A 25,603-nucleotide genomic window follows, 5' to 3' on the forward strand; every position below is an offset into this window, starting at 1 on the left:
AAAAGTTTTTTCAAGTAGTTTTGCTTTTGCAAAACTACATACAATAATGCGATGTTTTGTGCTTTGCACAAAACTCGAAGATAAACAGTGAGGTAGTATTTCTGCCGAGCTGTTTATCATAACTCTTATAGGTTAATCATTTTAAGGAACAGGATCGTATCCTCCCTTACAAAAAGGATTACACCTCAAAATCCTAAGTAAAGCCATACCGGTACCTTTAAACGGGCCGTATTTTTTTATGCTTTCGATAGCATATTGCGAGCAAGTAGGTTCATACCTGCAGCTAGGCGGAAAATGAGGAGAAACAGCCTTTTGATAAAAGATTATACAAGCACACAAAAAACTTACTAAAAGTTTTCTCATAAAGCCTCATCATTATACATTTTCGCTTTTAAAAAGAGGGTGGTAAGCTGTTCTAAACGAAGAGAATAAGAATCCTTTTCTGAAAAAACCAGCAGGATAATGTCGTTTCCCGTTTTTAACCTATGTTTTATATGTCTATAGGCTTCTTTCGATATTCTCCGAGACCTGTTCCGCATCACTGCGGAACCGAAACCTCGTCGAAAAGTACATAAGAATCGATTGTACTCCAATCCATTAGGCAGGAGAAACAAACTAACTCCGTTTAAGCTAAGTTTAAGACCTTTTTTAAATACGGCCTTAATACATGACCTATCCCTTAACCGTTCTTCTACGGAAAATGTAAAATTACTCACTCAAGAGAAACTTAGAACGGTTTTTTTTCGTCGGAAGCTGAAAGCTTGCGTCTGCCCTTTGCTCTGCGGCGGCTTAAAATAGCCCTTCCGCCCTTTGTTTTCATAAGTGCACGGAATCCGAAGCGTCGAACCCGTTTTGTTTTACTTGGTTGATATGTCCGTTTCATAAACTAGACTCCTTATATTGTAGAATGGGGTCTCCATTCAAAGATTTCAATATAATCCCGTTAAGGATAATACACATTAAAGATTGAGGATTATATCAATTAAAAGGATAAAAGTCAAGAGTGCTGAATATTCTTAAAACAGTAAAATTCAAGTACGATCTTTATTTTTCTAAATATCAACAGTGTATCTAAAGCCGAAACTTACATTAATCAGTTGAAGGCCTCCCGGGATAATGGACATGGAAAAATCCGTATTTTTGAATATTGGAAAATTAAGCTCAATTTCACCCCCATACCATATAAAGGAATATTCCCAATTTTCGTTTTTTGTTCCGTTAAAAAAATTAGGATACGCCTTATAACCGGACAGTTTATACCAGCTCTGTCTATAGATAAATGTAGGACCGATCCCAAGATTCATAGAGGCATACTTCGTTTGAAACAGTGTTAATCTAAATCCTAAATGAGAATAGCCTAAAAACTGAAGAGCACAATCGGCATAAAAACCTTGTACCAGTTTTAAAGACAGAAAATCGTTTTTTATAAAAAAATCAAAATTTAAAGTCCCGCCCGGATTAAAAACAATCACACCCTTAGGATCAAATTTTAACGGCATCAAATGAGCATTTGGGTCACCTTTAGGATGAGTACTAAAGCTAATAAATTTTATCCCGATTGAAACCTTATCTGCAAACACATAAATATTTGTGCACATAATGAGTAATATGATAAAAAAATATTTTAGTAGTTTCATGATTAATAATACCGTGTTGCTCGATAATTGAGAAAATTATTATATATCATATTTTATGCAATATCAATACTTTTACAGATTAATTTTTAAAATATTGTAAGTATTGACTTTTTCGGGGGGGGGGTATAATAGAAGAAAGTTTTCATATTTTGCAATAAGGCTGTTTTAGACGGATTTATATAAAAAATGAAAGCTCATAAAATCATAATCCTGCAGAATGCAGAACAAGGAGTTTTTATGAAACATAAGAATTTTGTTTCAATGGCCGCACTTTTAATCTTAGCTTTAAGTGCCGTATTTTTAGTTACAGCTTGTCCTACTGGAACAGGACCCTCAAGCGGCAGCAATTCGGGAGGAACGCTAACCCCGCCAGCCGTCAGTGCAGAGGAAACAGAGTTGACAGCTCTTTTAGGAAAAATAAGCTTAAATAAAGCTATTATTACCACAGCCCCTGAAACTATTACAATTTCCGATTTACCCTCAATACCGGAGGCAACGGTTGGAATAGCTTCAAATAACATCGAACTTATCGAATATAAAGCACCTAATCAGTTGAAGGTCAAAGCATTACCTACGGAAACCGCAGATGTAAAAATTACTATTACCCTAACAAAAAACGGTATTTCAAAATCAAGGGATTTTACCGTAAAAGTATTTAAAAGCGGAGATACCCCCACAGAAGATGACTATTTCAATACCTTAACTATTCCCACAACGGTAAGCGACGATTTTGATCTACCTAAAGAATTAAAAAATACAGAGAGCACAGCAATTACTTGGTCAACTGAAAATGAAAATATCATAAAAATTGAAAACTCAGGAACAAATCCAAAGGCCCTAATTGCGTTTGATATTGTAGAACGTAAAGTTAAACTTAAAGCAACAGTAAACAGAAAATCAAAAAAATTTGAAGTTACAGTTTTACCTGTTGTAAAGATTGAAATTAACAATGGTCCGAACGATAAAAAAGTTTATGAGTTTACACAAAACGGTATAACTATAAAAGGATTTCAGGATGATAAGCTTTTACGAGGTACCCTGTACTCATACACATTAGATGATGCAAACAAAAAAATTACCGTAAGGCTGACATCAGTTTTTTCACCGGAATACAATAAATGGACTACCATTGAAGAATACTATAGTCTTATCATAGACATGCAGCTTACTCGTGAAAAGGATTACTTGGAAAGTATTGATGCTCTTTTAAGTAAACCCACTATAAGTATCTCGGATCTAAAAAAAGGTTTAAAAAATTATTCTCCTGCCGATATATCAAAATTAACTGATAAACAAGTTTTTGAAAGAATTCTAAAAAGGCGCCTTGGTATGGAATATAACGACTTTATACTTCTTAACTCTCAAGAACAAACAGAGAAAATAAAAACCGTACTTACAAGATTAAAAAAAGAAATGGCTATACAATATGGTTTACCTGAAGCTTCCTCAATAGAAGATATATTGGCTGAAGTTAAAAAATTATACCAACAAAATTACGCTCAAGAGATAAAAGAAGCCAAAGAACCTTGTACCTATACTTACTCTATAGTAAAAAACTCGGAAGGAAATTTGAGCTTTGAAACAAAGGTAGTTTACAATCCTTCAAAACCTTGGTATGAAAATAGAGGGGATTGGAATTACCATCCGGCATCTCCTGAAACATCTTGGATTTCCAGTATAAATGCAAGGAAATCACCTAATGGAACAATCGAAGGAGGTTTATCAATACAAGAAAATCATAATCACAAAAGCTACCACGGTACAATCACTGGAAACGGTTCAAGCTATACATTTAACGGTTCCACCCATAATACCGGCGAACAAATAACTGCAACAATTACCGATAACAAAGATGGTACTATAAAAGTAAAAGTTACCTCAGGAGGAACAGCCGAGTCAACATTAACTTTTAGAGGGAATCCCTTATAATATTGTATAGTTAAATATTATAAATTAAAGCGCCTGCTTTTAAGTTTTTCTTAAAAGCAGGCTTTTTAACATCTAGCACATAAAATAAAAATATGGTAAAATTAAAAATAGATTTTTTAGCAGGAATACATACTGCAAAAAAAAGGAGATAGTATGACTAAAAGAAAAATTTTGGTTACCGGTTCACTCGGACAGATCGGAAGTGAATTGGTTATGTTTTTAAGAAAAGAGTACGGAAACGACAATGTTATAGCTTCCGATATCGAAAAAAAAGATGTACCCAAGGTTATTGGAAGCGGTCCCTTTGAAAAGCTCGATGTCCTTGACGGCAAAAAAACTCTTGAGGTTTGCAAAAAATATAAGGTCAACACGATCATCCACCTTGCAGCCCTTCTTTCAGCCGTTGCCGAAAAAAATCCTCAATTAGCATATCAGATTAACCTTACAGGTTTACACAATATGTTGGAACTTTCACGAGAACAAAAATATTCTCTTTTTGTACCCAGCTCGATCGCAGCCTTCGGCCCCTCGACCCCTGCCGATAAGACTCCGCAGGATACAATCCAGAGGCCTACCTCAATGTACGGTGTTACAAAGGTTGCCGGAGAACTTTTGTGCGATTACTATCACCAAAAATTCGGCGTAGACACAAGAGGTGTACGCTTCCCCGGCCTTATCTCCTATGAGGCCCTCCCCGGCGGCGGAACAACCGACTACGCTGTTCATATCTACTATGAAGCCTTAAAGCAAGGCGCCTATACTTCCTTTATCAAAAAAGGAACTCTTATGGACATGATGTACATGCCCGATGCCTTAAACGCTATCTTTAAACTTCTTGAAGCAGACCCTGCAAAATTAAAACACAGGAATGCCTTTAATATCACGGCTATGAGCTTTGCTCCCGAAACGATAGCTGAAGAAATCAAAAAACACATTCCCAAATTTAAGATGAGCTATGATGTCGATCCCGTTCGTCAGGCTATAGCAAATTCTTGGCCCAACTCCCTCGATGATTCTTGTGCCAAAAAAGAATGGGGTTGGAAACCCAAGTACAACCTTGAAAGCATGACAAAGGATATGCTCGAAAAATTGAGCGAAAAACTCGGAATCGAGCTTCCGAATGCAAAACCTGCCGCAGTAAAGGTAGGCACAGCTAAGGCTCCTGCCGCTAAAAAACCGGCGAAGCCTGCAAAAAAGGCTCCCAAGGCAGCTGCAAAGAAACCGGCAGCCAAACCTTCAAAGGGAACTGCAAAAAAGAAGTAAACCTTGACTTTTAAAAAAATAGTTTTTTAAAAGAACTTTAGGAGGGCTATGAAAGAAGCGGAATTTTGGAAAAACGAATCTTCTTTTTTAGAAAATGAAGACGATAAAATACGCTGCCTTTTATGCCCTCACAGATGCCTTATAAAAGAAGGACAAAGCTCCCGATGCCTTAGCCGCAAAAACATAGGCGGAAAACTTTACAGCTTAAACTACGGCAAGGTTTTGGGAGCAGCTCTCGACCCAATCGAAAAAAAGCCCCTATACAGGTTTTACCCTTCATCCTATATCTTCTCGGTAGGAACATTCGGCTGTAACTTTGACTGCCTATTTTGTCAAAACCATTCCCTCGTTCATTCCGTTCCAATAGAGGAAAAAACAGAAAAGAAACCTAACAATTATCGGGATGAGGTCAGTCCTGAGGAGCTGATTGGGGCTGTTTTAAAAACGCCCTCTATCGGCATAGCTTTTACTTATAACGAGCCTACGGTTTGGTATGAGTATATAAAGGATGTTCTCCCGCTTGCAAAAGAAAAAGATTTAAAAACAGTGCTTGTAACAAACGGCTTTATCGAAGAAGAACCCTTACATAAAATTCTTCCTATGGTTGACGCTATGAATATCGATCTAAAGTCATTTTCCCCGCAGTTTTATACCAAGGTCTGTAAAGGAAAAATAGAACCTGTAATAAACACTATAAAAAAAGCAGCTTCAGAAATTCATCTTGAAGTTACCTGCTTGGTTATAGAAGGATATAACAGCGGCGATGATGAAATGGAAGCCCTCTCCCAAATGCTTTCAAAAATAAGACCCGACATACCCCTTCATATCTCGGCCTTCTATCCTGCCTACAAAATGAGGGATAAGACTCCCACAAGACCTGAAACAATCAGGCGCCTATGTAAGACGGCTCAAAGAAATTTAAAATATGTTTATCCGGGGAATATTTAAGATTCATCTAAATCTTTTCTATCCAGACCCTTTCAGCACCTATCGAGGTATTGGAACCGTGTCCGGGATAAACGGTAGTTTCATCAGGCAAATTTAAAAGAGATTTTAGTGAAGCCTTCATCTTCTGATCGTCTCCGCCCAAAAGGTCTGTTCTTCCATGAGAGCGGTAAAAAAGGGTATCTCCCGAAAAGAGGACTTTTGCTTCCTCATTCCAAAAGCAAACCGAGCCTTCTGTATGCCCGGGAGTATATAAAACCTTAAAACCGTTTACAATATCTCCGTCTTTTAACAAGGCAGTAGGCTCCGGAAAATCGTATTTCAAAGCTTTTATATATCTTTCTGCACGGATTTGACTAAAACACGCAATATGCTTTTCTTTTCCGTTTTTGCCCAAATAGTCTGCATCTGCATGATGAATCCATAAAGAAGAATCGGGATATTTTAGCATAAGCTCGGGCACGCCGCCCACATGGTCAAAATGTCCGTGGGTAAGCATAATTTCGAGTCTTTCTGCATTCTTGTTTTTTAGGTATTCCATCAATTCCTCATCCGTGCCGCCCGGATCAACGAGGAGAACCGTTTTTTTATCCAAGGGAAGAGCCCAAGTTTTTACAAAAAGCGGGCCGGTATAAATCTCCGTAATTTCCATATCTTTTTTATACGGCAATTTTGTAAAAATGTCAATTGCGATGATAAGAAGAAGGAAGGCCTATTTCTTTGCGGTACTTATTTACAGTTCGCACGGCGATATCGATTCCGCGTTCTTTTAAGATTTGAGAAATACGGGCATCGGTTTTTTTTTCGGTATCCGATTCGATGATTTCTTGTATGGCTTTTTCTACAAAGTCTTTTGAAAGGCCGCCGTTTACTTCCGGCGAAAATAGGTCTTTAATTTCAAAAAGCCCCCACTCACATCTTATATACTTTTGGTTTGAAACTCTCGAAACGGTAGAAGGGCTTAAGCCCACAATTTCTGCAATATCGATTTGTTTTAAGGGCCTTAAATACCCTGCCTGCATTTTTTCACTTTCCCCTTCAGAGGACGGTTTGCAGGGGCGGCCTAAAAAAAAGGCCTCTTGAAAATTTACAAGGGCAGTTAAGACTTTTAGTATAGTCTGATTGCGGTAGGCAAGCACATTCATAAAAAGAGCAGCCTTGTTTAAAAACTCCGAAGCCTCTTTTTTTTCTTCTTTTGAACCCGAATCTTTTATTCTTTCATATTCGGGTGAAATCTCCAAGGCAGGAACTTCTTCATCATTTATTATAATCTTAAGCTCATTTCCTTCCCGTTTTATCTCGGCAATCGGTGTAATAAATTTTTCGCCGTCTCCTTTGCGTGAATAGGCAAGCCCCGGCTTAGGGTTTAAGGCTCTTATCAATTCTGCAAGTTCTTCTGCTGTTTCCAAATCTATAAGGATTTTTTTTTGAGCAAGTTTTTTTATAAAAAGTTTTAAATCGGAAACAAAAACAAGAATTTCATAGTGTTCTTTTATTATTTTTACACAAAGAGAATGTATGATTTTATAAATATCAAGGATTTCATACGTTTTGGGCGACTCGCAAAGGATTCCGGCCTGCACAATAAGCGATTCTTTAAAACCGGAACAGGCGCAGCCTATCGGTTCAAAACGCCTGACAATGTTAAGGGCTTTTTTTATTTCCGCATGGTTTATTTTTTTTTCGGCAAGCAGATCTGCAAAGAGTTCTTCAAGAGGGACCCAATAAAAACCGTTTTGATCCAAATTTTGAATTATGAGCATTGCCGCATCTAAGACATACTCGTCCGCAATCGATTCTCCGGCTTGTTCAATAAGATGAGCTTGAAGGGTTTTGCGGGAATCATCTTCGATGCTCTCCAAAAAGCTTTGATGCTTATCCCCTTCTTCAGCGGAAGCAGCACTCACTCGGGAAGAGGTTTTAAAAATAAGGGCAGGATTCCGCTTTACTTCTTTTATTACCTCTTCCTGAAGTTCTTCGCTCGATAAATTAAGCAGGGCAACAGCATTCAGCATCTGCTGGTTCATCACCATTTTTTGAGATAGAATCTGCTGCTGCCTTTGCTTTAATAACATTTATTTTTACCTTAGAGCGTGCAGTTAAAATCCTTTACCAAGATGCCGGGAAGCGAAGCTCCTCCTGTGCTTCTTCTGCCGTAAGTGCCGGTGTTTGCAAAGATGCGGCTTTCCTTTGTTACGGCCAAAAGGTTTTCCCCGAACATATTGTACAAGGATTCGTCCCAACGCATATCGGCAATGGGGGCAACGATTTTTCCGTCTTCTACCCAAAGGCAGGCAAAGCGGGTCATTCCCGTAACGCGGGCCGATGAGGTATCGCTCCAGTTTAGGTAGTTAAAGTTTGAAATATAAATACCCGTACCCAGCTCTTTTACGGCATCAGCTTCGTTTAAGTTTCCCGTTCCGATAACTATTGAACGCATACTCTCGCTTAAAGGAGCGCCGTTGGATTTTACCCCGTACTGGGTTTCGGTTCTTAAACTGACCAAGGTATTTTTAAGTTTACCTTTTTCGATTATGCTTAATTTTTCGGGAGCCAACTCTCCGTTTGAGTTAAAGGCAGGCTCAAGCCCAAGCGAAAAGTCCTGAGTCAAATTAAACTTATCGGAAAAATGCTCTCTTCCCTCTTTTAAGGCAAGGTAAGCACTTGAGCCTTGCTGCATGCTCCTTTCGCTAAAGCCGTTCCACGAAAAAAAGTCAGTCACATCAAGAAGAGCATCGGCACTTATAAATGCCTTGTATTTTCCCGGAGCTAATTTTTTTTGAGGCGTGTGTAAAACCTCCAAGCCCTTTCGAGCTTGCTCTATCTTTAGCTTATATTGAGCATCACTCCATTCCGTTCCCGAATAAAGAGATTTTATACCGCGGCCGTTTTCGAGCCAAACCGAATAATCCAAAACAAAGGTTTCGGTCTGAAACCAATGGCTTGCCCCTGCGGAAGTTATAACACCCTTACAAATAACGCCCTGAGAATAAAGGCCTGCAAAGTCAAGATCTTTAACGGGAGATAAAATAGTTTCGGGTATCTTATCTTCGGGCAAAAGTTTTCCCGTATATATTGCCGAAGAGGTTTGCGAGGCTTCGGGAATTGACTGGTATTTGTCTTCGGGCAGAAGCATTATAGAGTCTCTAGCTTCTTGAAGAGCATCAGCCGCCATCCTCTTATCCTTTTCCATACTCATCTGAATACCGAAACGGAAATTGTGAGTGCGGTTCTTTTTCCAAAAAGTACAAGAAAAATAACCTTGATCAACCATTCCGTTTTGGCGTACCTTAGCCTTGCTAAAGCGCATAAAATAGCTCTTTTCGCCCGAAAAAGAAATTGAAATCTTTTCTCCCTCAAACAGTTCCGAAAGCATAAAATCGGCAATCGATTCAAAATATTCTTTAAAACTCATTTTCATTTTCCGCCTCCAAAAACTTCTACATCAGAAAATGCACAAACAGGACTTGCGTGTCCTACACTGATAACCTGATTCGGCTCTCCCTTACCGCAGTTAGGCGTTCCGTAAACATGGAATGTGGATTTGTCGCCTACGGCACAGAGATTTCGCCAAAAGTTTTGAGATACACCTCGGTAGTTCGGGTCGCGTACGGTTTTGGTAATTTTTCCGTTTTCGATTAATTGGCCGTATTCGCATCCGAATTGAAATTTATTGCGGTAATCGTCTATCGACCATGAGCGGTTAGATGTCATAATAATTCCTTTTTCAATTGAAGAAATTATTTGATCAAAGCTGCTGGTTCCCGGTTCAAGGTTTAGGTTTGCCATTCTGTCTATCGGCGGCCGGTTCCACGAGGTTGCCCTTTGGTTTGCGACCATCTTGTCCGGCGGAACGGGTTTACCTGCATAGAGGCGGCCTGCACTTTCGAGACTTCCCAAGGCACAGACTAAAATTCCGTCCTTGATTATAAAGGTTTTCTTTGCCTGAGCTCCCGTCTGGTCGGCGGCAAAGGTGGCAAGCTGATATGGAATTGTAGGATCGTAGCAGATATTCATAAGGCGTGAGCCGTATTGGAAGCTTCCTATATCTTCAGGCTTTATAAAACTGCCGCCTGCAAAGTTTCTTTCATCACCTAAAATGCGGTCAATTTCCAAGGGGTGGCCGACGCTTTCGTGAATTTGTAAAAGCATTTGGTCGGGCATAAGAACAAGAGTACGCCTGTCGGAAGGACAGGGCTCGGCTCCCAAGAGCTCTATTACTTCATTCCCAACTCTTTTGGCCTCTACCTTGGATTTGGCAAAGTTTAAAAACTCATAGCCTCCCTGAAAGGTACGGGCACCTGAACCGTTATAAGTCCGTCTTTGAATTATGTCTCCTCGGCGGGCAGCAGCACCGAAACTTGAACCTATTGTGTAAAAATCTTGCAAGATTTTTGCCCCGCCTGAACTTAAAAGCTCTATTACTTCTTCGCCTAAATTTACATAAGCATGAGTGTCAATAACCTCATCAGAGACTTTTAAAATATTGCATATCTCAAAAAGATAATCGAAAATTTCCGTTTTGGAAGGGCGGGTCTTTTTACCCCTGAGAGTTTCGTATTTTAATTCCGTATCCGGCCTGACATTTTTGTCAAAATCGGCAATCTTAAAGGCTGAAGCGGTTTGAGCGGCATTAAAAGCTTGGCAGGCAGCTTCGGCGACCCCTTGAGGCGTCATGTTTTGACTTGCCCCATAAGCAATATGCCCCTTATACAAGACTTCAACCATAAAACCCTGATCAAGCCCATAACCGGAAGATTCAAAAGCTCCATCCTGAGCCGCAAAGAAAGTATCCCTTGTGCGGTGAATGCGTAAAGTTACAAGCTCCGCCTTAGGAACGGCGTTTTTTGCAGCTTCAAGCAGACTTTCCGATGTATAAATCATATTTCCCCCTAAATAATTACTAGGGATATTATATCAAAAAGAGGCAAATTTTGCAATTGAAAAAAAAGAAAAACATATAGCAGGAATCTTTAGCCTTATTATGGAGTTACAATAGGACCTAGAAATACTCTCTACTCAAAGCTGTTCTTATCGGCGGCGCCGCTGACATCGACGGGGTACTTACCGTCAAAGCAGGCACAGCAAAAGCGGGTGTTTGCTCCGGCATCCTTCATCGCTTTGAGCATACTTTCTTGGGATAGATAGACTAAGGAGTCTGCACCGATGTGTTCCCTGATTTCTTCAACCGATTTTTTGTGGGCGATAAGGTTTTCGGGGTCTCCCATATCTACACCCATAAAGCAGGAGTATCGTACCGGAGGAGAAGATATTCTGATGTGTACTTCTTTTGCACCCGCACCCCTAAGCATTTTGATTAAGGGGCCCATGGTACTTCCGCGGACAATACTGTCATCGACCACTACGATGCGTTTTCCTTCGATAGCTTCGGAAAGAACATTGAACTTCATTGCAACGCCTTGGTCACGCAATTTTTGTGTAGGCTGAATAAATGTGCGTCCTATGTAGCGGTTTTTTGAAAAGCCCTCATCATATGGAATACCCGATTCTTGGGAGTAGCCTATGGCTGCCGAACGGGACGAGTCGGGAATGGCTATAACTATATCGGCCTCAACGGGGGAGTTTTTTGCAAGCTCCTTGCCGAAATTTACACGGGATACATGAACCGAGGCATTGTTCCAAACCGAGTCGGGGCGCGCAAAATAGACATACTCAAAAATACATGGGGAAAGAGGCTCCTTAGGCGGAATACACATACAAAGCTCGGCTCCGTTATCGACAAGCTTTAGAATCTCACCGGCTTTTACCTCAGTAACATCTTTACAGCCCAGCGTTAAAAGAGCACAAGATTCGCTTGCCGCAACCGATACCCCTTCCTGAAAACTTCCGGCACAAAGAGGTCTGAAACCCCAAGGGTCTCTGGCTATGTAAATTCCTTCAACCGTTAAAACGGCAATCGAAAAAGCTCCTTCCCATTCTCGCATACATGAAGCTATACGCTCCGCCCAAGAATTGCCCTTGGCAGCGGCAAGCATCATAATCATAACTTCGGTATCCGAGGTAGAAGAAAGACCTACCCCTCTTTCCAAAAGTTTTTGCCTTAAATGCGGGGCGTTTACAAGGTTTCCGTTATGAGCAAGGGCTATAGGCCCGTGCATTGTTTCTATATAAAAGGGCTGGATATTTCCAAAAGAAGAAGAACCTGTAGTCGAGTAGCGGGTGTGGCCTATGGCAGCATAACCTTGAAGGTTCGATATATCGTGTTCGGTAAAAATGTTGGAAACAAGTCCCGGCTTTTTAAAGACTCGGATATGTTTTCCGTTTGAAACAGCCATTCCGGCAGCTTCTTGTCCCCTGTGCTGAAGAGAAAAAAGAGCATAAAAAACCGAGCGGGCAACGTCATCAAGCCTTTCAGGATTTTCTGCCTTATAGGAGTTCGAATCCCAGACAGCTGCAATTCCGCATTCTTCCCCTAAACTCGATTTAAAAATATCATCCTTGTTCATTTTCTCAAATTCTCCTCAAATCTAATCAAAAAAACAACAAAGGGAGACCTTTCATCTTACAGAAAGAGCCTCCCTTTTTCGGCATTTTAAGAACTTTTAAACCTGATCGATTAATGAAAGTCTTTAGGTCGTCGTTCAACTCTTTTACACTTTGAACATTCTGCAATATTTTTAATCTTACCGTTATCGACCATTGTTTTTAATACGATATCTCCGCCGCAGGGACAATTAAATTTTTGAGTAGCAGCAGCAGTTCGTGAGTTTTTACTTGCACCAGCCATACTTGCCTCCTAGTAAAATATTTATAGATTATAGTTATATCAACCGAATAAGTATAAAAAAAAACGGATTTTATGTCAATATGGAACAAGATTAAAACCATGTTATTTTTTAAAATTCAACATCCGACCTTGTTTTTTTTCTTTTTTTACTATATTATTACATTGTGATTTTTACCTAAAATCGGCGGCTTTTTATGGAAATAACGGAACTTGAAAAACAAGTCTTAAAACAAGAGTATCCTCAAGTGAGTTTTTCGGAAGATCTTGATATCGAAAGATATTTTGAACTTAGAAAAACCGGACATCTGAATGAAGCTCTCTTATTATACAATGGAAAGTTAAAGCGGAAGTACCCCGATGACTCTATGCGGTATGAACTGATGTCATCATATAGGCTGAAATCACACAGGTTTCAGGAATTACTGACTGAGAATTTAATCAACCTTGCTCAAAAAACTATCATGCAGATTAAGCAGGTAATAGGTTTTATTACCGAAAAAACAGCCAATCTTGATACAAATGATGTTTATAATGTTATTCAAGAATGTGAAAAAATAGTGTCGTCTATTTCTTCCGATAGGTTTGCTTCTATCTCGTTTACCGAAAAATATGCGCGCTATGCCAATATCATAGGGTTTAAACAGTCTGCTATGAAAAAATCGGCAGAGCTTATACGGCTCTATGTTACCGATACTCTTTCTTCCGTTAAGGCTTATAGGGATGAACAAGATGAAATATTATCCCGTCAAAAAAGAGAACGGGCATCCTATAAACCTCCCACTACCTTTGACTTTTCTAAGATTGTTTTTACAAAAGAACAAGTAGATGCAATAATTATTTCTCCGGATATTAAACGGATTGAAGATCAAGTTATTGCTTACACCTTAAAGTATTGGCCGGTTTATGCTGACGGCGGATTTGAAAATATCGTTTTATTGTACAGCCGAAAATACAGAACCAATAACTTCAATATTTTTCAAGCCGTAAAAATCGGAAGGTTTAGAAGTTGGAGGGATGAAGAAATTCTACAAGCCGTCCTATTGAATTTGGTAAACGGTTATTACTACAGCATAAGCGGAGATCTCTATCTTCAAAGAGAATGGGCTAAGGTAAAAGCTTCGGTAGAACCTGTAAAAAAGAAAGAAGAACTTATTGATAAAGCTTCCGATACAGAGGACGTTTTAGAAAAAAAAGTAAAACCGAAAAAAGAAAAAAAGGCTCCCGGTAAAAAAGCTGAAAAGGTAAGGATAAAAAAATCAACAGATACTAAAACGGAACATGTTCAAAAAGAGATAATTCTTAAAACAAAGAAAGTTAAAAAAGAAGAAGCAAATTTAGAAAACGCATTGCAAAATAAAAAATCTTTACCCGAGAAAAAAAATGATGAACATAAAAGGCATGAACTTGAGATGCGTCCTTCCGGTTCAATCTCGGAAATGATTAAGACCATGAGGGGCGATAAATATCAAATTCATAAAGGACTCTTTTTTGAAGGAATAAGGCCTTCAATCAGAAAAGTACTCGAAAAGTCCGCCGTTCAAAAAATTTCCATGTTCGGCAATGAACAAAACGATGCCGAAAACTATATCTACGATTTTTTTGATCAAAACTATGATAACCCTTACCAAAATTGGGGTATCTCAGAACAGAGAGTTCAAGTATTAAAATTAGGCTTCGATATAAAAACCTTGGAACCTATTATCGCAGATTGGATTAAAGGGCTTAAGTTTTAAAAATCAACTATAAATTATGTACTTCTCCCTCATTTAGGAATCAGAGCAACAGGAATAATTCTTTATGTCAAAATAATCTAAAATCTTATATTCAAAGCAAGCCCTGCTCCCTCAGGACTAATGACAGGAACAGGAGTAAATGAAACCTTAGGTATCTTTTTTATTAACACATCATTTAAGGTTTGGTTGTACCTTTTTACATATAAGCTCGCTGTAATTAATGAAGCAATACGGTTAACAAGCATAATACTTCCGGCTGAATAGGCCACATAACTGAATATCTTCATTCTCCTATCAAAAGCGGCTAGACCTGTATGAAAGTCCGAACTAGTGGTGGAAAATAGATCTACCAAATTAATAAATTGCATAGTAAGCATAGATAATACCGATAAACCGTCGATAGCGGCATGAATGCCTCCGCCCAGCATATCTCCGCAAGCAAAATTACCGCTGCCGAACCCGACAAATCCATTTAACAAAAGAGGCACAGCCAAGTCTTTTTGGTATTTTTTTTGAATCAATAAAATTTGCTCATTATTTAATCTTTGAGAATATTCAGAGATTAAATCTTTGTTTTTAAAAAGGTTTTTACTTATAAGTTGATTCACAGTTAAATAATAAGAAAAACTTTCATCATCTTCCTTAGTTTGTTTTACAGTCTCTTCGGAATACAAATATAAACCTATAAGCAAAAGCACTGTAAACATAAACATCTTTTTCATAACTTTACCTCCGGTTATAGTATAATTCTAAGCCAGCCCTAAGATTTTGTCAAGCCTACGAAAATAAATCTGACAAAAATACGATCAAAAAAGTTATCTCTAGAATAATTTTATATTGACTTTTAATACGTAATAACATATACTTAATACGTATGGAGGTAAATATGTCAAAAAAACTTACTTTAAGTATCGATAATGAACTGATAGATTTTGCCCATCTTTACTCCCTAAAAAGTGGAATATCTATTTCAAGGTTATTTGAACAATATCTTATGAATTTACGGAACACCGATAACCAACACAAGCTTAACCCCAAAACAGCCGCCTTGTATGGAATCTTTGAAAAACGCCCTATACCGGATAAAAAAGAATTGCGGAAAGAATTTTATGAAAAAGGTTCTAATTGATTTAAATATAATTTTAGATTTTCTTAACAAACGTAATTTTCACGAGGAAGCGGCAAACATTATAAATATGTGTGTCGAAAAAAAGCTATACGGTTTCATTGCTGCTCACGAAATAACAACCCTATCTTATTTTTTATTAAAAGAAAAAAAAGATAAAAACAAGGCAGCTGATATTATTTCTGCTCTTCTTGATATGTTTAATATAATCCCTATTGATGAAAAAATTTTAAGAGAAGCTTTATTTTCTCCGGTTAAGGATTACGAAGATGCTGTAATTGAAGTAAGTTCCGTAAAAAATAGTATTGACTACATAATTTCAAGAAATTTAGGCGATTTTAAATCGGCAAGAGTTCACGTCTGTACGCCGGAACAATTCTTTATAAAAGTATCAAACTCTTACATCGACTGAAAGAGGAGGTTCGTATTTTGACGGCTCTCCATAGCGGACAAAAACTGAGGCAGTATCCGAATCGAAAAATCCAGCTTCCGTTAGGCAGGAAGTAAAAAGCTTTTCCAAATCAGTTTTTTCTTTTTGTGAAAGCTCGGAGTCTTCACGCATAAATGTAAACTCTTTATCCTTCAAAGAAAAAATCCAAGATTCGTCTTCGCCGGAATTTTTAAAATTGCAGCGAAGTACCAGAGACTTAAGTTCTTTTAAACTTATATCCAATAGAAGAGCCAACGAGCCTGAGGCCTTGGAAGAATCAAATTCTCTGTCAAAGGGAAGGATTATCCAATGAAGCCCCTCACCTTTTAAGTGATTTATCATCTCCAAAACCTCATCATCATTTTTTTCACTGCCACCGCCGAAAATGGCTTCATAGATTTGCGAAAAAAGCTCATCAGAAAGCTCAATGCCCCTGCTTTCGATAAGAGAGGCGGCAAAGGCGCTTTTTTTCTTTTCGTTTAAAGAAGCTCGGCCTGATGCCTTACCTGCCGTTTTTTTGTGCAAAAAGTTAAAAATGCGGTTTATCGATTTTTCATCAAGGCGGCTTTCTATCGCCGTAAAAAAGGCAAGAATACTTGAAGTCAATTCATTTTGCGGAAGTCCAAGTTTAGAAAAGATGTCCTTTGCAGAAGAGGCATCATCTCCTTTTTCGGGAATGAGAAGAACTCTGTCAGAGTCGATGACAACTCTCATTTTCAGACTGTCGCCTTCCTTTAGGCTTCCTGAAACATTCCCCTCAAAAATATTTCCGTTAAAAAAAATACGGGCTGCCCCATCCGTCTTTAAGCTTAAAATTTTAGCGTTTACAATATCGCCGTTTTTTAAGCTCATCGAACCTGAGGCAGCCCGTCTTGAGGCGGTAAAAAAAACTTTTGTACCGTCCGTATAAATCACAAATTTTTTGCCGATTTAAAAGTTTAAACTCGAAATTTATGAGTTCTTTTTGGTGATAAGGGTCTTAATCTTAGCGGCCTTACCTACCTTATCCCTAATATAGTAAAGTTTAGCTCGGCGTACCTTTCCGGGGCGTACAACTTCAACCTTAGCAATTCGAGGTGAATGAAGGGGGAAAACTCGTTCAACCCCTACACCGTAAGAATTTTTCCGTACGGTAAATGTTCTTCCGATTCCGGAATTTTTAAAACAGATTACCAAGCCCTCATAAACCTGAATTCGCTCGGTCTTTCCTTCAACGATTTTAAAGTGAACTTTAACCGTATCTCCTACACGGAAAACGGGAGGGTTTTCAGCCTTTTGCTGAGCTTCAATTTTCATAATCAGATCACTCATTTTCAAACTCCTTAAGTATTTTTTCTGCTTCCTTTGTCCACATCCCGCAATTTCTTGCCTTTTCGATAAGGTCGGGCCTCGTTTTAAGCGTTTTTTCGATACGCTTTTTTAGCCTCCACTTATGGATATTTAGATGGTGTCCTGAAAGGAGCACTTCGGGAACCTCTCTTCCCTTAAAATTTCTTGGTCTTGTATATTGCGGGTACTCAAGCAAAAAGCCTGAAAAACTTTCTTCTTCAAGCGACTCGCCGGAAATAACTCCGTCTATCAGGCGGTAAACCGCATCGATTATCACTAGGGCTGCAAGCTCGCCTGAGGACATAACATAGTCGCCGACCGAGATTTCATCATCAACATACTCGTCGATTATTCTCTGATCGATTCCTTCATATCTTCCGCAGACAAAGACGAGAGCCTCTTCTGAGGAAAGCTCTTTTGCCAGCTCTTGGTTAAAAGGCTTCCCTGACGGAGTAACATAGATTACTCGTTTTGAAGAAGCATTAACCGAGTCCAATGCGAGGCTCAAAGGTTCCGGCAAAAGTAACATTCCGGCCCCTCCGCCGTAAACGATGTCATCGCATGAGCGGTGCTTGTCGAAAGCAAAGTCTCTGATGTTTACCAAGTTGCAGCTAATAATTCCCTTTTCTACAGCCTTGGCCATAATCGAAGTTTTAAAAAAAGCTTCGGGTATTTCGGGGAATAAGGTCAGCACATCGAATCTCATTCAAGAATCCAGCGGTGCATGAGCTCCACGGTTTTGGCTTTTAAGTCGATTTTTCCGATAAATTCCTTATTAAATGGAACATAAAAGCTCGATTCCGCAGCAGCCTCGGAGGTTTTGCCGGCTATTTCTAAGAGGTAACCGCCTCCGCCTTCTGCTACACTTGTTATTTTTCCAACAAGAGTTCCTTCGCATACAAGATTACAATTACAAAGATCATGGACATAAACTTCGCCCTCATCAAGGGGAGCTGCCTTGTCCCTAGGAATAAACAATTCCGAACCCGTCAAACACTTGGCGGCTTCGGGGTTGTCTATCCCCTTAAATTTTACAAGAGCATCGGCCTTTCTTAAATTAACTTCTTCAATTTCAAACCAGCCGTCTTTATATTTTTGCTCTCTTAATTTTTCCTTAAGAATACTTAAAAAAACTCTGTCAAAACTTAAAAAATGCTCGTATTCCCCGGAAAAACTTTCAACTTTTACAAATCCTTCGACCCCGAAGGTGCCGCGGATTCGTCCTGTTGCAAGCAAATCCATTATTAGTCTACAATTTCAAGCGAATAACGCTTTCCCGACTTTCCTGCACTTGCGCTCAGCAAGGTTCTGATCGACTTTGCGATTCTTCCCTGCTTTCCGATTACTTTGCCGATGTCGCCTGAGGCTACTTTAAGCTCAATGACCGTTCCCTTTTCGTTTTCACTTTCCGATACCGTTACGGCGGAAGGATCGTCAACAAGGGATTTGGCAATGTATTCTATTAAATCTTTTTGCATTTTGTTTTCCTTTTCACCTGTCAAGTGATTTTACACTTATAGCGTGAATTCTTTTTTGTTAAGTAAACGTCTAACCGTGTCGGTGGGCTGTGCGCCTTTTCCCAACCAGTTTCTAACCTTATCGGCATCAAAAGAAATCTGTTTTTCTGCCGTTTCGATCGGATGATAAATGCCGACTTCATCGATGGTTTTGCCGTTTCGGGGTTCTCTTACATCCTGAACAACAATTCGATAATAAGGGCGTTTTTTAGTTCCGAGTCTTTTTAGTCTGATTTTTACCACGTAAACCTCCCGGGATTAACCCAAAATTTCAATATAAAAACCCGTGTTTTAATGAAAATACGAGTAAGAAAGCATAATACTATAAAGAAAAGAATTAGTCAATAGGGAATTTTAAGGATTTGTCTGCTTTCTGATATCCACTAAATCGGCTCCGTCTATCATGGTTTCGGTAAATTTTCCCATATTTTGCATGGTGAAGACCGCCCCTTCAAGCATCTTAAACAATAGAGGGCAGCCGCTTCCCTCGCCTAAACGCATTTTCATATTTAAGACGGGCTCGATTTCAAGCTCAGCGGTGCATATCTTAGCTCCTCTTTCTTCCGACTTATGAGAAGCAAAAAGGTAATCCCTTACAAGAGGATTTAAGTTTACGGCACAGAGGGCTGCAAGACTCGAAATATAGCCGTCGATTACGGCAGGAATTCCACGGGCGGCAAGGCCTATGTAACAGCCGCACATTGCCGCAATATCAAAGCCCCCGACTTTCGAAATACAATCGATTGAATCGCCTTTTTTGGGGGCGTTTATTTCGATAGTTTTTTTTACGCTCTTAATCTTGAGCTCATACATAGCCTCTGTCGTAGAAGCTCCGCGCCCTACGGTCAGCTCAGGCTCTACCCCGCAAAGCCCCGAAAGTACAGCCGCTGTTGTGGTAGTATTACAAATCCCCAGCTCCCCTATTCCTGCAATATCGAAGCCCTCATCGGCGATTTCAAAGGCCGCCTCTATTCCGGTTTCAATCATGCGGATACAGTCTTCCCTGCTCATCGCAGGGCCTTGGGCTATGTTTTCCGTACCGAATTTTATTTTTTTATTGATGACATCTTTCCGAGCACTTGTTTTTATCATCCCGACATCATAAACTCTAACACCGCTTTCTGCCCATTTTGAAATTGTTCCTAGACCTGTTTTTCCCGTGTGCATAATCTCTGCAAGCAAGAAGGTGGTTATCTGGGGCTGGGAGGTAATTTTTTCTGCATAAACTCCGTTATCCGCACAAAAAACAGCCGTTATTTTTTTATCGATTTTTAAATTGTCAAAGCCCTTGATTTTTGCAAGCCTTACCGTCATATCTTCAAGAGCTCCTAAAGAGCCCGGCGGATGAGCAAGGCTGTCCCAAAAAAGCTTGGCCTTTTTTCCTTCTTCTTCCGAAACGGGTTTAATCGAATTCAATGTGTTTTCTAAAATATTCATAAAGGTCTCCCTCGCATAAAAAGTTTTTTAGGCTGTTTTAATTTTTATTGGTAAAAGCCGTTAAAAGAAATCCCCCTTACCCCAACAGCCCTTTAATCTCTTCAGAAGTTAAGGGGCGGTGTTTGCCGGAGGGGAGGTCTGATAAATAAACACAGCCTATTCTGACCCGTGTCAGTTTTTTTATTTTGATATTAAAGAATTTTAAGACTCGGCGGATTTCGCGGTTTTTGCCTTCAATTAAAACTATACGCATTTTGTTTTTAGATATGCGTTCTGCCGAAAGAGCCTTATAAAAAACACCTTCGATACGCACTCCTCTTAAAAATTTTTGGAGAACCTCATCGGGGTATTCAAAAACGGTTATTACCTCATATTCTTTTTCGATTTCGGAAGAAGGATGCTCAACCTTTGCAGAAAAATCTCCGTCATTTGTAAAAAGAATGGCTCCTCCCGAAAGCATATCCAAGCGGCCTATATTGTAAAGCCTTTCGGTATAGGTATCTTTTAAAAGGGATGCGGCGATGGGTCTGTCTTTTTCATCGGCCAATGAACAAACATAGCCTTCGGGTTTATTCAATAGAATATACCGTTTTTCGGCCTCGGGGAAAATTTGTTTTCCGTCAAGACATATTTTTTCTTTACCCGAAACTTTTGTACCGAGTTCGGTTACTATTTTGCCGTCAACGCTTACCCTTCCGTTTAAGATGAGATTTTCAGAGGCTCTCCTTGAAGCAACTCCGCAACGGGCTAAATAAACTTGAAGTCTTATTTCGTCTATCATAAAAATTAAAAGATTCTCTTAATCGAAGGTTCTCTTATCGAGCAAGCTCAAACCTTTCTCTTTCGGTTTCATCGAGTTTAGGCAAGTCGGCAATACTGTTAAGTCTGAAGATTTTTAAAAATTCCTTTGTGGTGCCGAACATTGCAGGCTTCCCGGGGACATCTTTTTTGCCGACTTCTTTTATAAGGTCCTTTTCAATAAGGAGGCGAATCATATTGTCGGCGGAAACGCCGCGGATAGCTTCAATCTCGGCCCTTGTTACCGGCTGGGAATAAGCGATTATAGAAAGGGTTTCCATCGCGGCACGGGAAAGCCGGCCTTCATTTTTTTTGCCGTAGCGGTCTTTTAAATGTTCCCACAAATCTTTTTTCGGCATTATCACCCAGCCGCCCATCATTTTGGCAAGTTCGATTCCGCTTTGGGGAGAAGCATAGGATTCCTGCAAGGCCTTGATGGCATCGCTCACTATTTCGGGCGAAAGCCCTGAAATTTTACAAAGAGCTTCATCGGTTAAAGGGTCGCCTTCCAAATAGAGGATAGCTTCAACCAAGGAGATTTCTTTTTCCAAATTATAATTCTGAACCATTATCCTGCTCCCATGGGCGTATTTTTATATCGCCGAACATTCTGTTTTGCCAGATGCTTGCCATCTTAAATTTAACGGCTTCTAAAATTGCCATAAAGGCACAGACCACATCCATTAAATTCCCTTTGCGCACAATCAAATCGGTAAACATACACTCACCCTTCTTTTCCAAAAACTCGTTCATAAGGGTGATCTTCTCGTTTACCGAAACTTCTTCATAAAGGTCTAAGATGTGTTCGGCCTTATAATTGGACATAAGCTGAGAAAAGGTTTTTAAAAGATCCCAAGTATCGACCCGCTCCCAAAGTTCTTCTTCTCCAAAAGGCAGGGCATGCTGAATCTTTTTTCTTTCAAAAAACCATTCCGCTTCGCTTTCTTTTTCTTCCATCAATTCGGAAAGTTTTTTATACTTTTGATATTCGATGAGCTTATCGACCAGCTCGGAACGCGGGTCTTCGATGTCTTCATCATCAACCGAAACCTCAACCGGCAAAAGCATTCTGCTTTTTATATAAATTAAATTAGCGGCCATCGAATAAAAATCGACAAGGTTATCCAAATCGGGTTCAATTGCATAATCAAGGTATTCCAGATATTGCTCGGTTATTTCTGCAATCGGAATATCGTAGATATTTACCTCGTTTTTATTTATCAAAAAAAGAAGAAGGTCTAAGGGTCCTTCAAAATTATGCACCTTAAATTCCGTATTGGAATAACTTACTTCCTGCGTATCAATCTGACTTAAAGCTTGTGTACTCATTATGCCGCTCCTCTTTTATTGTTCGGCATTTTTTTAAAAAACTTAAAAAAGACTGTCGTCAGCCGGAAGGCCTACAGTTTCAGCTTTTTTAGGCTTTGAAGCATCCGAATTTTCTTGAACGGAATCATCAGCATCTTCTTTTGAGACTTCTTCTTTTTTAAGAGCTTCTACGGCCTTTTCTTGGGCTTCTTTTTGTTCTTTTGTTTTTTCTACAAAACTCGAAACAAATGGCCTGCCCGGGAAGAGCTTTTCTCTCAGTTCTTTTTCAATCTTCTGAGCTATGTCGATGTTTTCTTCTAAGAATTTTACGGCATTGGGCCTGCCTTGCCCGATTTTATCGTCCCCGTAAGAATACCATGATCCGCTCTTGCCTATTATCTCTTGTTTTACGGCAGAATCCAAGAGGCTTCCATAAGGACAAACGCCTTTCCCAAAAAGGATTTCCATTTCAACCTTTCTAAAAGGAGGAGCGACCTTGTTTTTTACAACCTTTACACGAATCTTATTTCCCCATGCTTCATCATCGTCCTTGCCGAGAGTTTCAATTTTCCGTACATCCAGCCGGACGGAGGCGTAAAATTTAAGGGCATTTCCTCCCGTAGTTGTTTCAGGACTTCCGAACATAACGCCTATCTTCATTCGGATTTGGTTGATAAAGATTATCATACAGTTGGACTTGCCTATAATGGCAGTGAGTTTTCTCAAGGCTTGGCTCATCAAGCGGGCCTGTAAGCCCATGTGAGAGTCTCCCATTTCTCCGGCAATTTCTGCCTGAGGCGTTAGGGCTGCAACCGAGTCAATTACTATTATGTCCACTGCTCCGGAGCGTACAAGGCTTTCTGCTATTTCAAGGGCCTGTTCTCCGGTATCGGGTTGTGAAACCCAAAGCTCATCAATGTTTACTCCCAAGGCTTTTGCGTATTGGGGATCCAAGGCATGCTCGGCATCGATAAATGCGGCTATGCCTCCCTGCTTTTGTGCCTCGGCGACGGCATGAAGAGCTATCGTAGTCTTACCCGAAGATTCGGGACCGAATATTTCGATAATTCTGCCGCGAGGATAACCGCCGATTCCCAGAGCTTCATCCAAAAGAATGCTTCCCGAAGGAATAATTTCTATGTTTCCGATAGCGGAATTATTCCCGAGCTTCATCAAAGAGCCTTGCCCGAATTGTTTTTCGATTTGAAGGCGGGCAGCCTCCAGAGCCTTTAACTTATCATCCGGATTTCCAACTGCCGGTACTTCATTTTTTGTTTTTGCCACAATATTCTCCTATAAAAAATTTTCTTGTTCTACTAATATTGTATAAATAAAAAAGATTTTTTCTCCTTTTTTAAAAAAAAATTATTTTTTTTATTATACCCATTCCAGCTTTTTAAATCTAATCTCTGTTTTATAAGCCGAAACAAACATTATGATGGTACAAAATATTAAAATGCCGCCGTTAATTCCCAAATCTTTTAATAAACTTGCTTTTAAGTCGGGTTCTTCAAAAATTAAAGAGCCGAGCTCTTTAAAAGCTTCAGAAAAAGTTACATCAAATTTGACCCGCACCATATCATAAAGACGCCAAGCATATTCCAAATATGTTCCGGCAATCAAACCTGCAGCTAAAATTATAAACATAAAGAAGAGGGCCTTTATTGTTAATTTTCCGGCTAACTTTTTGTATAAATTTGATGCACCAATGGATAATAAAGCCGGAACCAGCCAAACATAATAACCGGCTCGCCCTACCAAAGCATATAAAACTATGCCTACAATGGCAACTCCAATAATACCTAAAATTCCTAATAAGAAATTTTCGCTTTTTTCCTTGTCGGCTTCTTTTTTAAATTTTAAATCCATACTAAGGTCTTGGAATTCGTTTTCGGTTAAAAATAAATATTCGCTTCCGAACTTTGCAAGTTTTACAGAACCGTCATCTTTACCGCTGACAAAACCGCCGCTTTGATAATTATTTTCTTTTAAGATAGGAATAAGAATACCTGTAATCCGGTCAAAGAACTCTTTATTCTTTTCGTTCTCTTTTGATGCCGTCAGGGCACTGAGCATCTTATAATTGATAATAATCCTAGCCTTTTCAACATTGAATTTTACATTCTTTAAAGCGTTAAGAGGTTCCAATAACTGAGCCAAAGCAGCTTCATCACCGTCTTTATAAGCCCCAAAAGAAAGTTTACATTCTCTTGCAGATAAATCTACATCACAGACGCAATAAAATCCTTGGTATCGTCCGGAATATCCTTTTTTATGGCTTTTAAATCCATACACTTCTTCTAAAAAGGAAAAAATTTTCATCTCTATATCTCCAAATCTTTTTAATTTTAGCCTTCCAATTTTTGTTTTGCCTTTTTAGGCCAGCCGGAATCATTTAGAAGAGCCCGTCCTACACCGATTAGATCGGTTTTTCCTTCCTGCAGAATTTTTTCGGCAGCTTCGGGGCTTACAATTCCTCCGGTGAGAATTACAGGTACACCTACTTTTTCTTTTACGGCCTGAGTTATACGGCTGAACCATCCTTCTTCTTCAAGTTCGGGATTGGTATATCCGCAAAAACCTCCCGAAATATCAAGTAAGTCAACTCCGGCTTCTTTAAAAAGAAGGCAAGCTTTTACGGAGTCTTCGAGAGAACTTCCTCCGGAAATATAATCGCAGGCACCCAAACGGACTGCAATTAAAAAACCGGGGCCGGTTATCTTACGAATGGCCTCTATAATTTCTATATGAAGTCTTGTTCTGCCTTCGATAGAAGAGCCGTTGTATTTGTCTGTTCGTTTATTCATAATAGGTGAAAAAAACTGGTTCAATAAATAGCCGTGGGCAGAATGTATTTCCACGCCGTCAAGGCCGGCTTCTTTTGCACGCCTTGCAGCCTGAACAAAATCGTTTATAACCTTATTTATATCATCCTGCGTCATAGCACGGGGCAGCTCATAATCAGGGGCTTTACGCGGAATCATAACTGAACTTGAACTTAACACATCATATCCGGTTATTTTATGTTTTGCAGCAGCTCCTGCATGGGAAATCTGAGCTATTACCTTCGCTCCGTTTTTATGCAAAACGGAAGCCAGTCTTTTAAAACCTTCTATTGTAGAATCATCAGAGATAGATAGCTGTCCTGTACTGGCCTTTCCCTCGGGGCTGACATAAGAGTGTTCTATTATTACAAGCCCCACATAAAAGCCTTTAGTTTTTTCATCATAATAATCGCAAAGGGCTTGGCTCACAATTCCGCCGGCATCGGCCTTTTCGGAAGCCATAGGAGGCATTACCAATTTTGTGTTAAGCTCTATATTTTTAATTTTAAAACTGGAAAATAATAACAACATTTTAAAGCCTCCCTAAAATTATATTTGGTATTCTATCATAGTTTTCA

30 protein-coding genes are annotated in these 25,603 nt (G+C 39.4%); 6 read left to right on the top strand and 24 right to left on the bottom strand.

Features of this window, described 5'->3' with window-relative positions; translation table 11 throughout:
- Nucleotides 1-141: 141 nt before the first annotated feature.
- From yidD to E4N80_RS08380, 4 genes are all read right to left on the bottom strand, one after another.
- Nucleotides 142-363, bottom strand: coding sequence for a membrane protein insertion efficiency factor YidD (gene yidD, locus E4N80_RS08365; RefSeq protein ID WP_253698804.1), 222 nt, complete (start codon nt 361-363; stop codon nt 142-144).
- Nucleotides 360-716, bottom strand: coding sequence for a ribonuclease P protein component (gene rnpA / locus E4N80_RS08370; protein WP_253698805.1), 357 nt, complete (start codon nt 714-716; stop codon nt 360-362). The genes yidD and rnpA overlap by 4 nt, the downstream gene beginning before the upstream one ends.
- 11 nt (nt 717-727) lie before the next feature.
- Nucleotides 728-883: a 50S ribosomal protein L34 gene (gene rpmH, locus E4N80_RS08375; RefSeq protein WP_044979600.1), complete on the bottom strand. Its 156-nt coding sequence runs from the start codon at nt 881-883 to the stop codon at nt 728-730.
- Nucleotides 884-1,052: 169 nt separating this feature from the next.
- Nucleotides 1,053-1,598, bottom strand: coding sequence for a hypothetical protein (locus tag E4N80_RS08380; protein WP_253698806.1), 546 nt, complete (start codon nt 1,596-1,598; stop codon nt 1,053-1,055).
- A 276-nt stretch (nt 1,599-1,874) separates the two neighbouring features.
- Between E4N80_RS08380 and E4N80_RS08385 the strand changes: the two genes are divergently transcribed.
- The 3 genes from E4N80_RS08385 to amrS all read left to right on the top strand — a co-directional run bounded on the left by E4N80_RS08385 (nt 1,875) and on the right by amrS (nt 5,777).
- Entirely contained in the window at nt 1,875-3,566 is a 1,692-nt protein-coding gene (locus E4N80_RS08385; protein WP_253698807.1) for a hypothetical protein, read from the top strand.
- A gap of 153 nt (nt 3,567-3,719) precedes the next feature.
- Nucleotides 3,720-4,829: an L-threonine 3-dehydrogenase gene (locus E4N80_RS08390; RefSeq protein ID WP_253698808.1), complete on the top strand. Its 1,110-nt coding sequence runs from the start codon at nt 3,720-3,722 to the stop codon at nt 4,827-4,829.
- Between the two features lie 48 nt (nt 4,830-4,877).
- A complete protein-coding gene (amrS, locus tag E4N80_RS08395) occupies nt 4,878-5,777 on the top strand; it encodes an AmmeMemoRadiSam system radical SAM enzyme (protein ID WP_253698809.1) in 900 nt (299 codons plus the stop codon).
- 7 nt (nt 5,778-5,784) lie between these two features.
- On the opposite strand, the gene E4N80_RS08400 is transcribed toward amrS, so the two are convergent.
- The 6 genes from E4N80_RS08400 to E4N80_RS08425 form a co-directional block, all read right to left on the bottom strand.
- Entirely contained in the window at nt 5,785-6,426 is a 642-nt protein-coding gene (locus E4N80_RS08400; RefSeq protein WP_253698811.1) for an MBL fold metallo-hydrolase, read from the bottom strand.
- A 31-nt stretch (nt 6,427-6,457) separates the two neighbouring features.
- A complete protein-coding gene (gene rpoN, locus E4N80_RS08405) occupies nt 6,458-7,849 on the bottom strand; it encodes an RNA polymerase factor sigma-54 (protein WP_253698813.1) in 1,392 nt (463 codons plus the stop codon).
- An 11-nt stretch (nt 7,850-7,860) separates the two neighbouring features.
- Nucleotides 7,861-9,195 carry a TldD/PmbA family protein gene (locus tag E4N80_RS08410; protein ID WP_253698814.1) on the bottom strand — a complete coding sequence of 445 codons (1,335 nt, stop codon included), beginning with the start codon at nt 9,193-9,195 and terminating at the stop codon, nt 7,861-7,863.
- Nucleotides 9,192-10,658, bottom strand: coding sequence for a TldD/PmbA family protein (locus E4N80_RS08415; RefSeq protein ID WP_253698816.1), 1,467 nt, complete (start codon nt 10,656-10,658; stop codon nt 9,192-9,194). Before E4N80_RS08415 ends, E4N80_RS08410 begins: the two co-directional genes overlap by 4 nt.
- 131 nt (nt 10,659-10,789) lie before the next feature.
- On the bottom strand, nt 10,790-12,241 hold the full coding sequence (purF, locus tag E4N80_RS08420) for an amidophosphoribosyltransferase (protein ID WP_253698818.1): 1,452 nt from the start codon (nt 12,239-12,241) through the stop codon (nt 10,790-10,792).
- Between the two features lie 110 nt (nt 12,242-12,351).
- Nucleotides 12,352-12,522 (bottom strand): hypothetical protein, encoded by a 171-nt coding sequence (locus E4N80_RS08425; RefSeq protein WP_002667639.1) that lies wholly within the window; start codon nt 12,520-12,522, stop codon nt 12,352-12,354.
- 194 nt (nt 12,523-12,716) lie between these two features.
- On the opposite strand from E4N80_RS08425, the gene E4N80_RS08430 reads away from it, so the two are divergent.
- Nucleotides 12,717-14,255: a hypothetical protein gene (locus E4N80_RS08430; RefSeq protein ID WP_253698819.1), complete on the top strand. Its 1,539-nt coding sequence runs from the start codon at nt 12,717-12,719 to the stop codon at nt 14,253-14,255.
- A gap of 77 nt (nt 14,256-14,332) precedes the next feature.
- Here the strand turns inward: E4N80_RS08430 and E4N80_RS08435 are convergent, their stop codons facing one another.
- Entirely contained in the window at nt 14,333-14,977 is a 645-nt protein-coding gene (locus E4N80_RS08435) for a P13 family porin (RefSeq protein WP_253698820.1), read from the bottom strand.
- A 164-nt stretch (nt 14,978-15,141) separates the two neighbouring features.
- Between E4N80_RS08435 and E4N80_RS08440 the strand changes: the two genes are divergently transcribed.
- Both E4N80_RS08440 and E4N80_RS08445 read left to right on the top strand, forming a co-directional pair.
- Nucleotides 15,142-15,384 (top strand): DUF6364 family protein, encoded by a 243-nt coding sequence (locus tag E4N80_RS08440; RefSeq protein ID WP_253698822.1) that lies wholly within the window; start codon nt 15,142-15,144, stop codon nt 15,382-15,384.
- Nucleotides 15,365-15,793 (top strand): PIN domain-containing protein, encoded by a 429-nt coding sequence (locus tag E4N80_RS08445; RefSeq protein WP_253698824.1) that lies wholly within the window; start codon nt 15,365-15,367, stop codon nt 15,791-15,793. Before E4N80_RS08440 ends, E4N80_RS08445 begins: the two co-directional genes overlap by 20 nt.
- Here E4N80_RS08445 and E4N80_RS08450 read toward each other — a convergent pair.
- The 13 genes from E4N80_RS08450 to E4N80_RS08510 all read right to left on the bottom strand — a co-directional run bounded on the left by E4N80_RS08450 (nt 15,773) and on the right by E4N80_RS08510 (nt 25,556).
- Nucleotides 15,773-16,726, bottom strand: coding sequence for a TP0910 N-terminal domain-containing protein (locus tag E4N80_RS08450; RefSeq protein ID WP_253698825.1), 954 nt, complete (start codon nt 16,724-16,726; stop codon nt 15,773-15,775). The genes E4N80_RS08445 and E4N80_RS08450 overlap by 21 nt on opposite strands.
- A gap of 36 nt (nt 16,727-16,762) precedes the next feature.
- Nucleotides 16,763-17,122 (bottom strand): 50S ribosomal protein L19, encoded by a 360-nt coding sequence (rplS, locus tag E4N80_RS08455; protein ID WP_002670222.1) that lies wholly within the window; start codon nt 17,120-17,122, stop codon nt 16,763-16,765.
- Entirely contained in the window at nt 17,115-17,846 is a 732-nt protein-coding gene (gene trmD / locus E4N80_RS08460) for a tRNA (guanosine(37)-N1)-methyltransferase TrmD (protein ID WP_147624008.1), read from the bottom strand. The genes rplS and trmD overlap by 8 nt, the downstream gene beginning before the upstream one ends.
- Entirely contained in the window at nt 17,843-18,382 is a 540-nt protein-coding gene (rimM, locus tag E4N80_RS08465) for a ribosome maturation factor RimM (protein WP_253698827.1), read from the bottom strand. The genes trmD and rimM overlap by 4 nt, the downstream gene beginning before the upstream one ends.
- Nucleotides 18,383-18,384: 2 nt before the next feature.
- On the bottom strand, nt 18,385-18,618 hold the full coding sequence (locus E4N80_RS08470) for a KH domain-containing protein (protein ID WP_002670215.1): 234 nt from the start codon (nt 18,616-18,618) through the stop codon (nt 18,385-18,387).
- Between the two features lie 36 nt (nt 18,619-18,654).
- On the bottom strand, nt 18,655-18,900 hold the full coding sequence (gene rpsP / locus E4N80_RS08475; RefSeq protein ID WP_002670213.1) for a 30S ribosomal protein S16: 246 nt from the start codon (nt 18,898-18,900) through the stop codon (nt 18,655-18,657).
- A 111-nt stretch (nt 18,901-19,011) separates the two neighbouring features.
- Entirely contained in the window at nt 19,012-20,094 is a 1,083-nt protein-coding gene (gene cobT / locus E4N80_RS08480) for a nicotinate-nucleotide--dimethylbenzimidazole phosphoribosyltransferase (RefSeq protein WP_253698828.1), read from the bottom strand.
- 76 nt (nt 20,095-20,170) lie between these two features.
- Nucleotides 20,171-20,875 carry a pseudouridine synthase gene (locus E4N80_RS08485; protein ID WP_253698830.1) on the bottom strand — a complete coding sequence of 235 codons (705 nt, stop codon included), beginning with the start codon at nt 20,873-20,875 and terminating at the stop codon, nt 20,171-20,173.
- 34 nt (nt 20,876-20,909) lie between these two features.
- Entirely contained in the window at nt 20,910-21,461 is a 552-nt protein-coding gene (gene scpB / locus E4N80_RS08490; protein WP_002672067.1) for an SMC-Scp complex subunit ScpB, read from the bottom strand.
- Nucleotides 21,445-22,221 carry a segregation and condensation protein A gene (locus E4N80_RS08495; protein WP_002692957.1) on the bottom strand — a complete coding sequence of 259 codons (777 nt, stop codon included), beginning with the start codon at nt 22,219-22,221 and terminating at the stop codon, nt 21,445-21,447. Before E4N80_RS08495 ends, scpB begins: the two co-directional genes overlap by 17 nt.
- A gap of 42 nt (nt 22,222-22,263) precedes the next feature.
- The gene (gene recA, locus E4N80_RS08500) at nt 22,264-23,484 is read right to left on the bottom strand and encodes a recombinase RecA (protein ID WP_253698831.1); all 1,221 of its coding nucleotides are present in this window, start codon (nt 23,482-23,484) and stop codon (nt 22,264-22,266) included.
- A gap of 93 nt (nt 23,485-23,577) precedes the next feature.
- Nucleotides 23,578-24,522 carry a hypothetical protein gene (locus tag E4N80_RS08505; protein ID WP_253698833.1) on the bottom strand — a complete coding sequence of 315 codons (945 nt, stop codon included), beginning with the start codon at nt 24,520-24,522 and terminating at the stop codon, nt 23,578-23,580.
- 26 nt (nt 24,523-24,548) lie between these two features.
- A complete protein-coding gene (locus tag E4N80_RS08510) occupies nt 24,549-25,556 on the bottom strand; it encodes an NADH:flavin oxidoreductase (protein ID WP_253698834.1) in 1,008 nt (335 codons plus the stop codon).
- Nucleotides 25,557-25,603 lie beyond the last annotated feature (47 nt).

Origin of the sequence: Treponema denticola (genome assembly GCF_024181605.1) — a bacterium.
Classification (GTDB): domain Bacteria; phylum Spirochaetota; class Spirochaetia; order Treponematales; family Treponemataceae; genus Treponema_B; species Treponema_B denticola_B.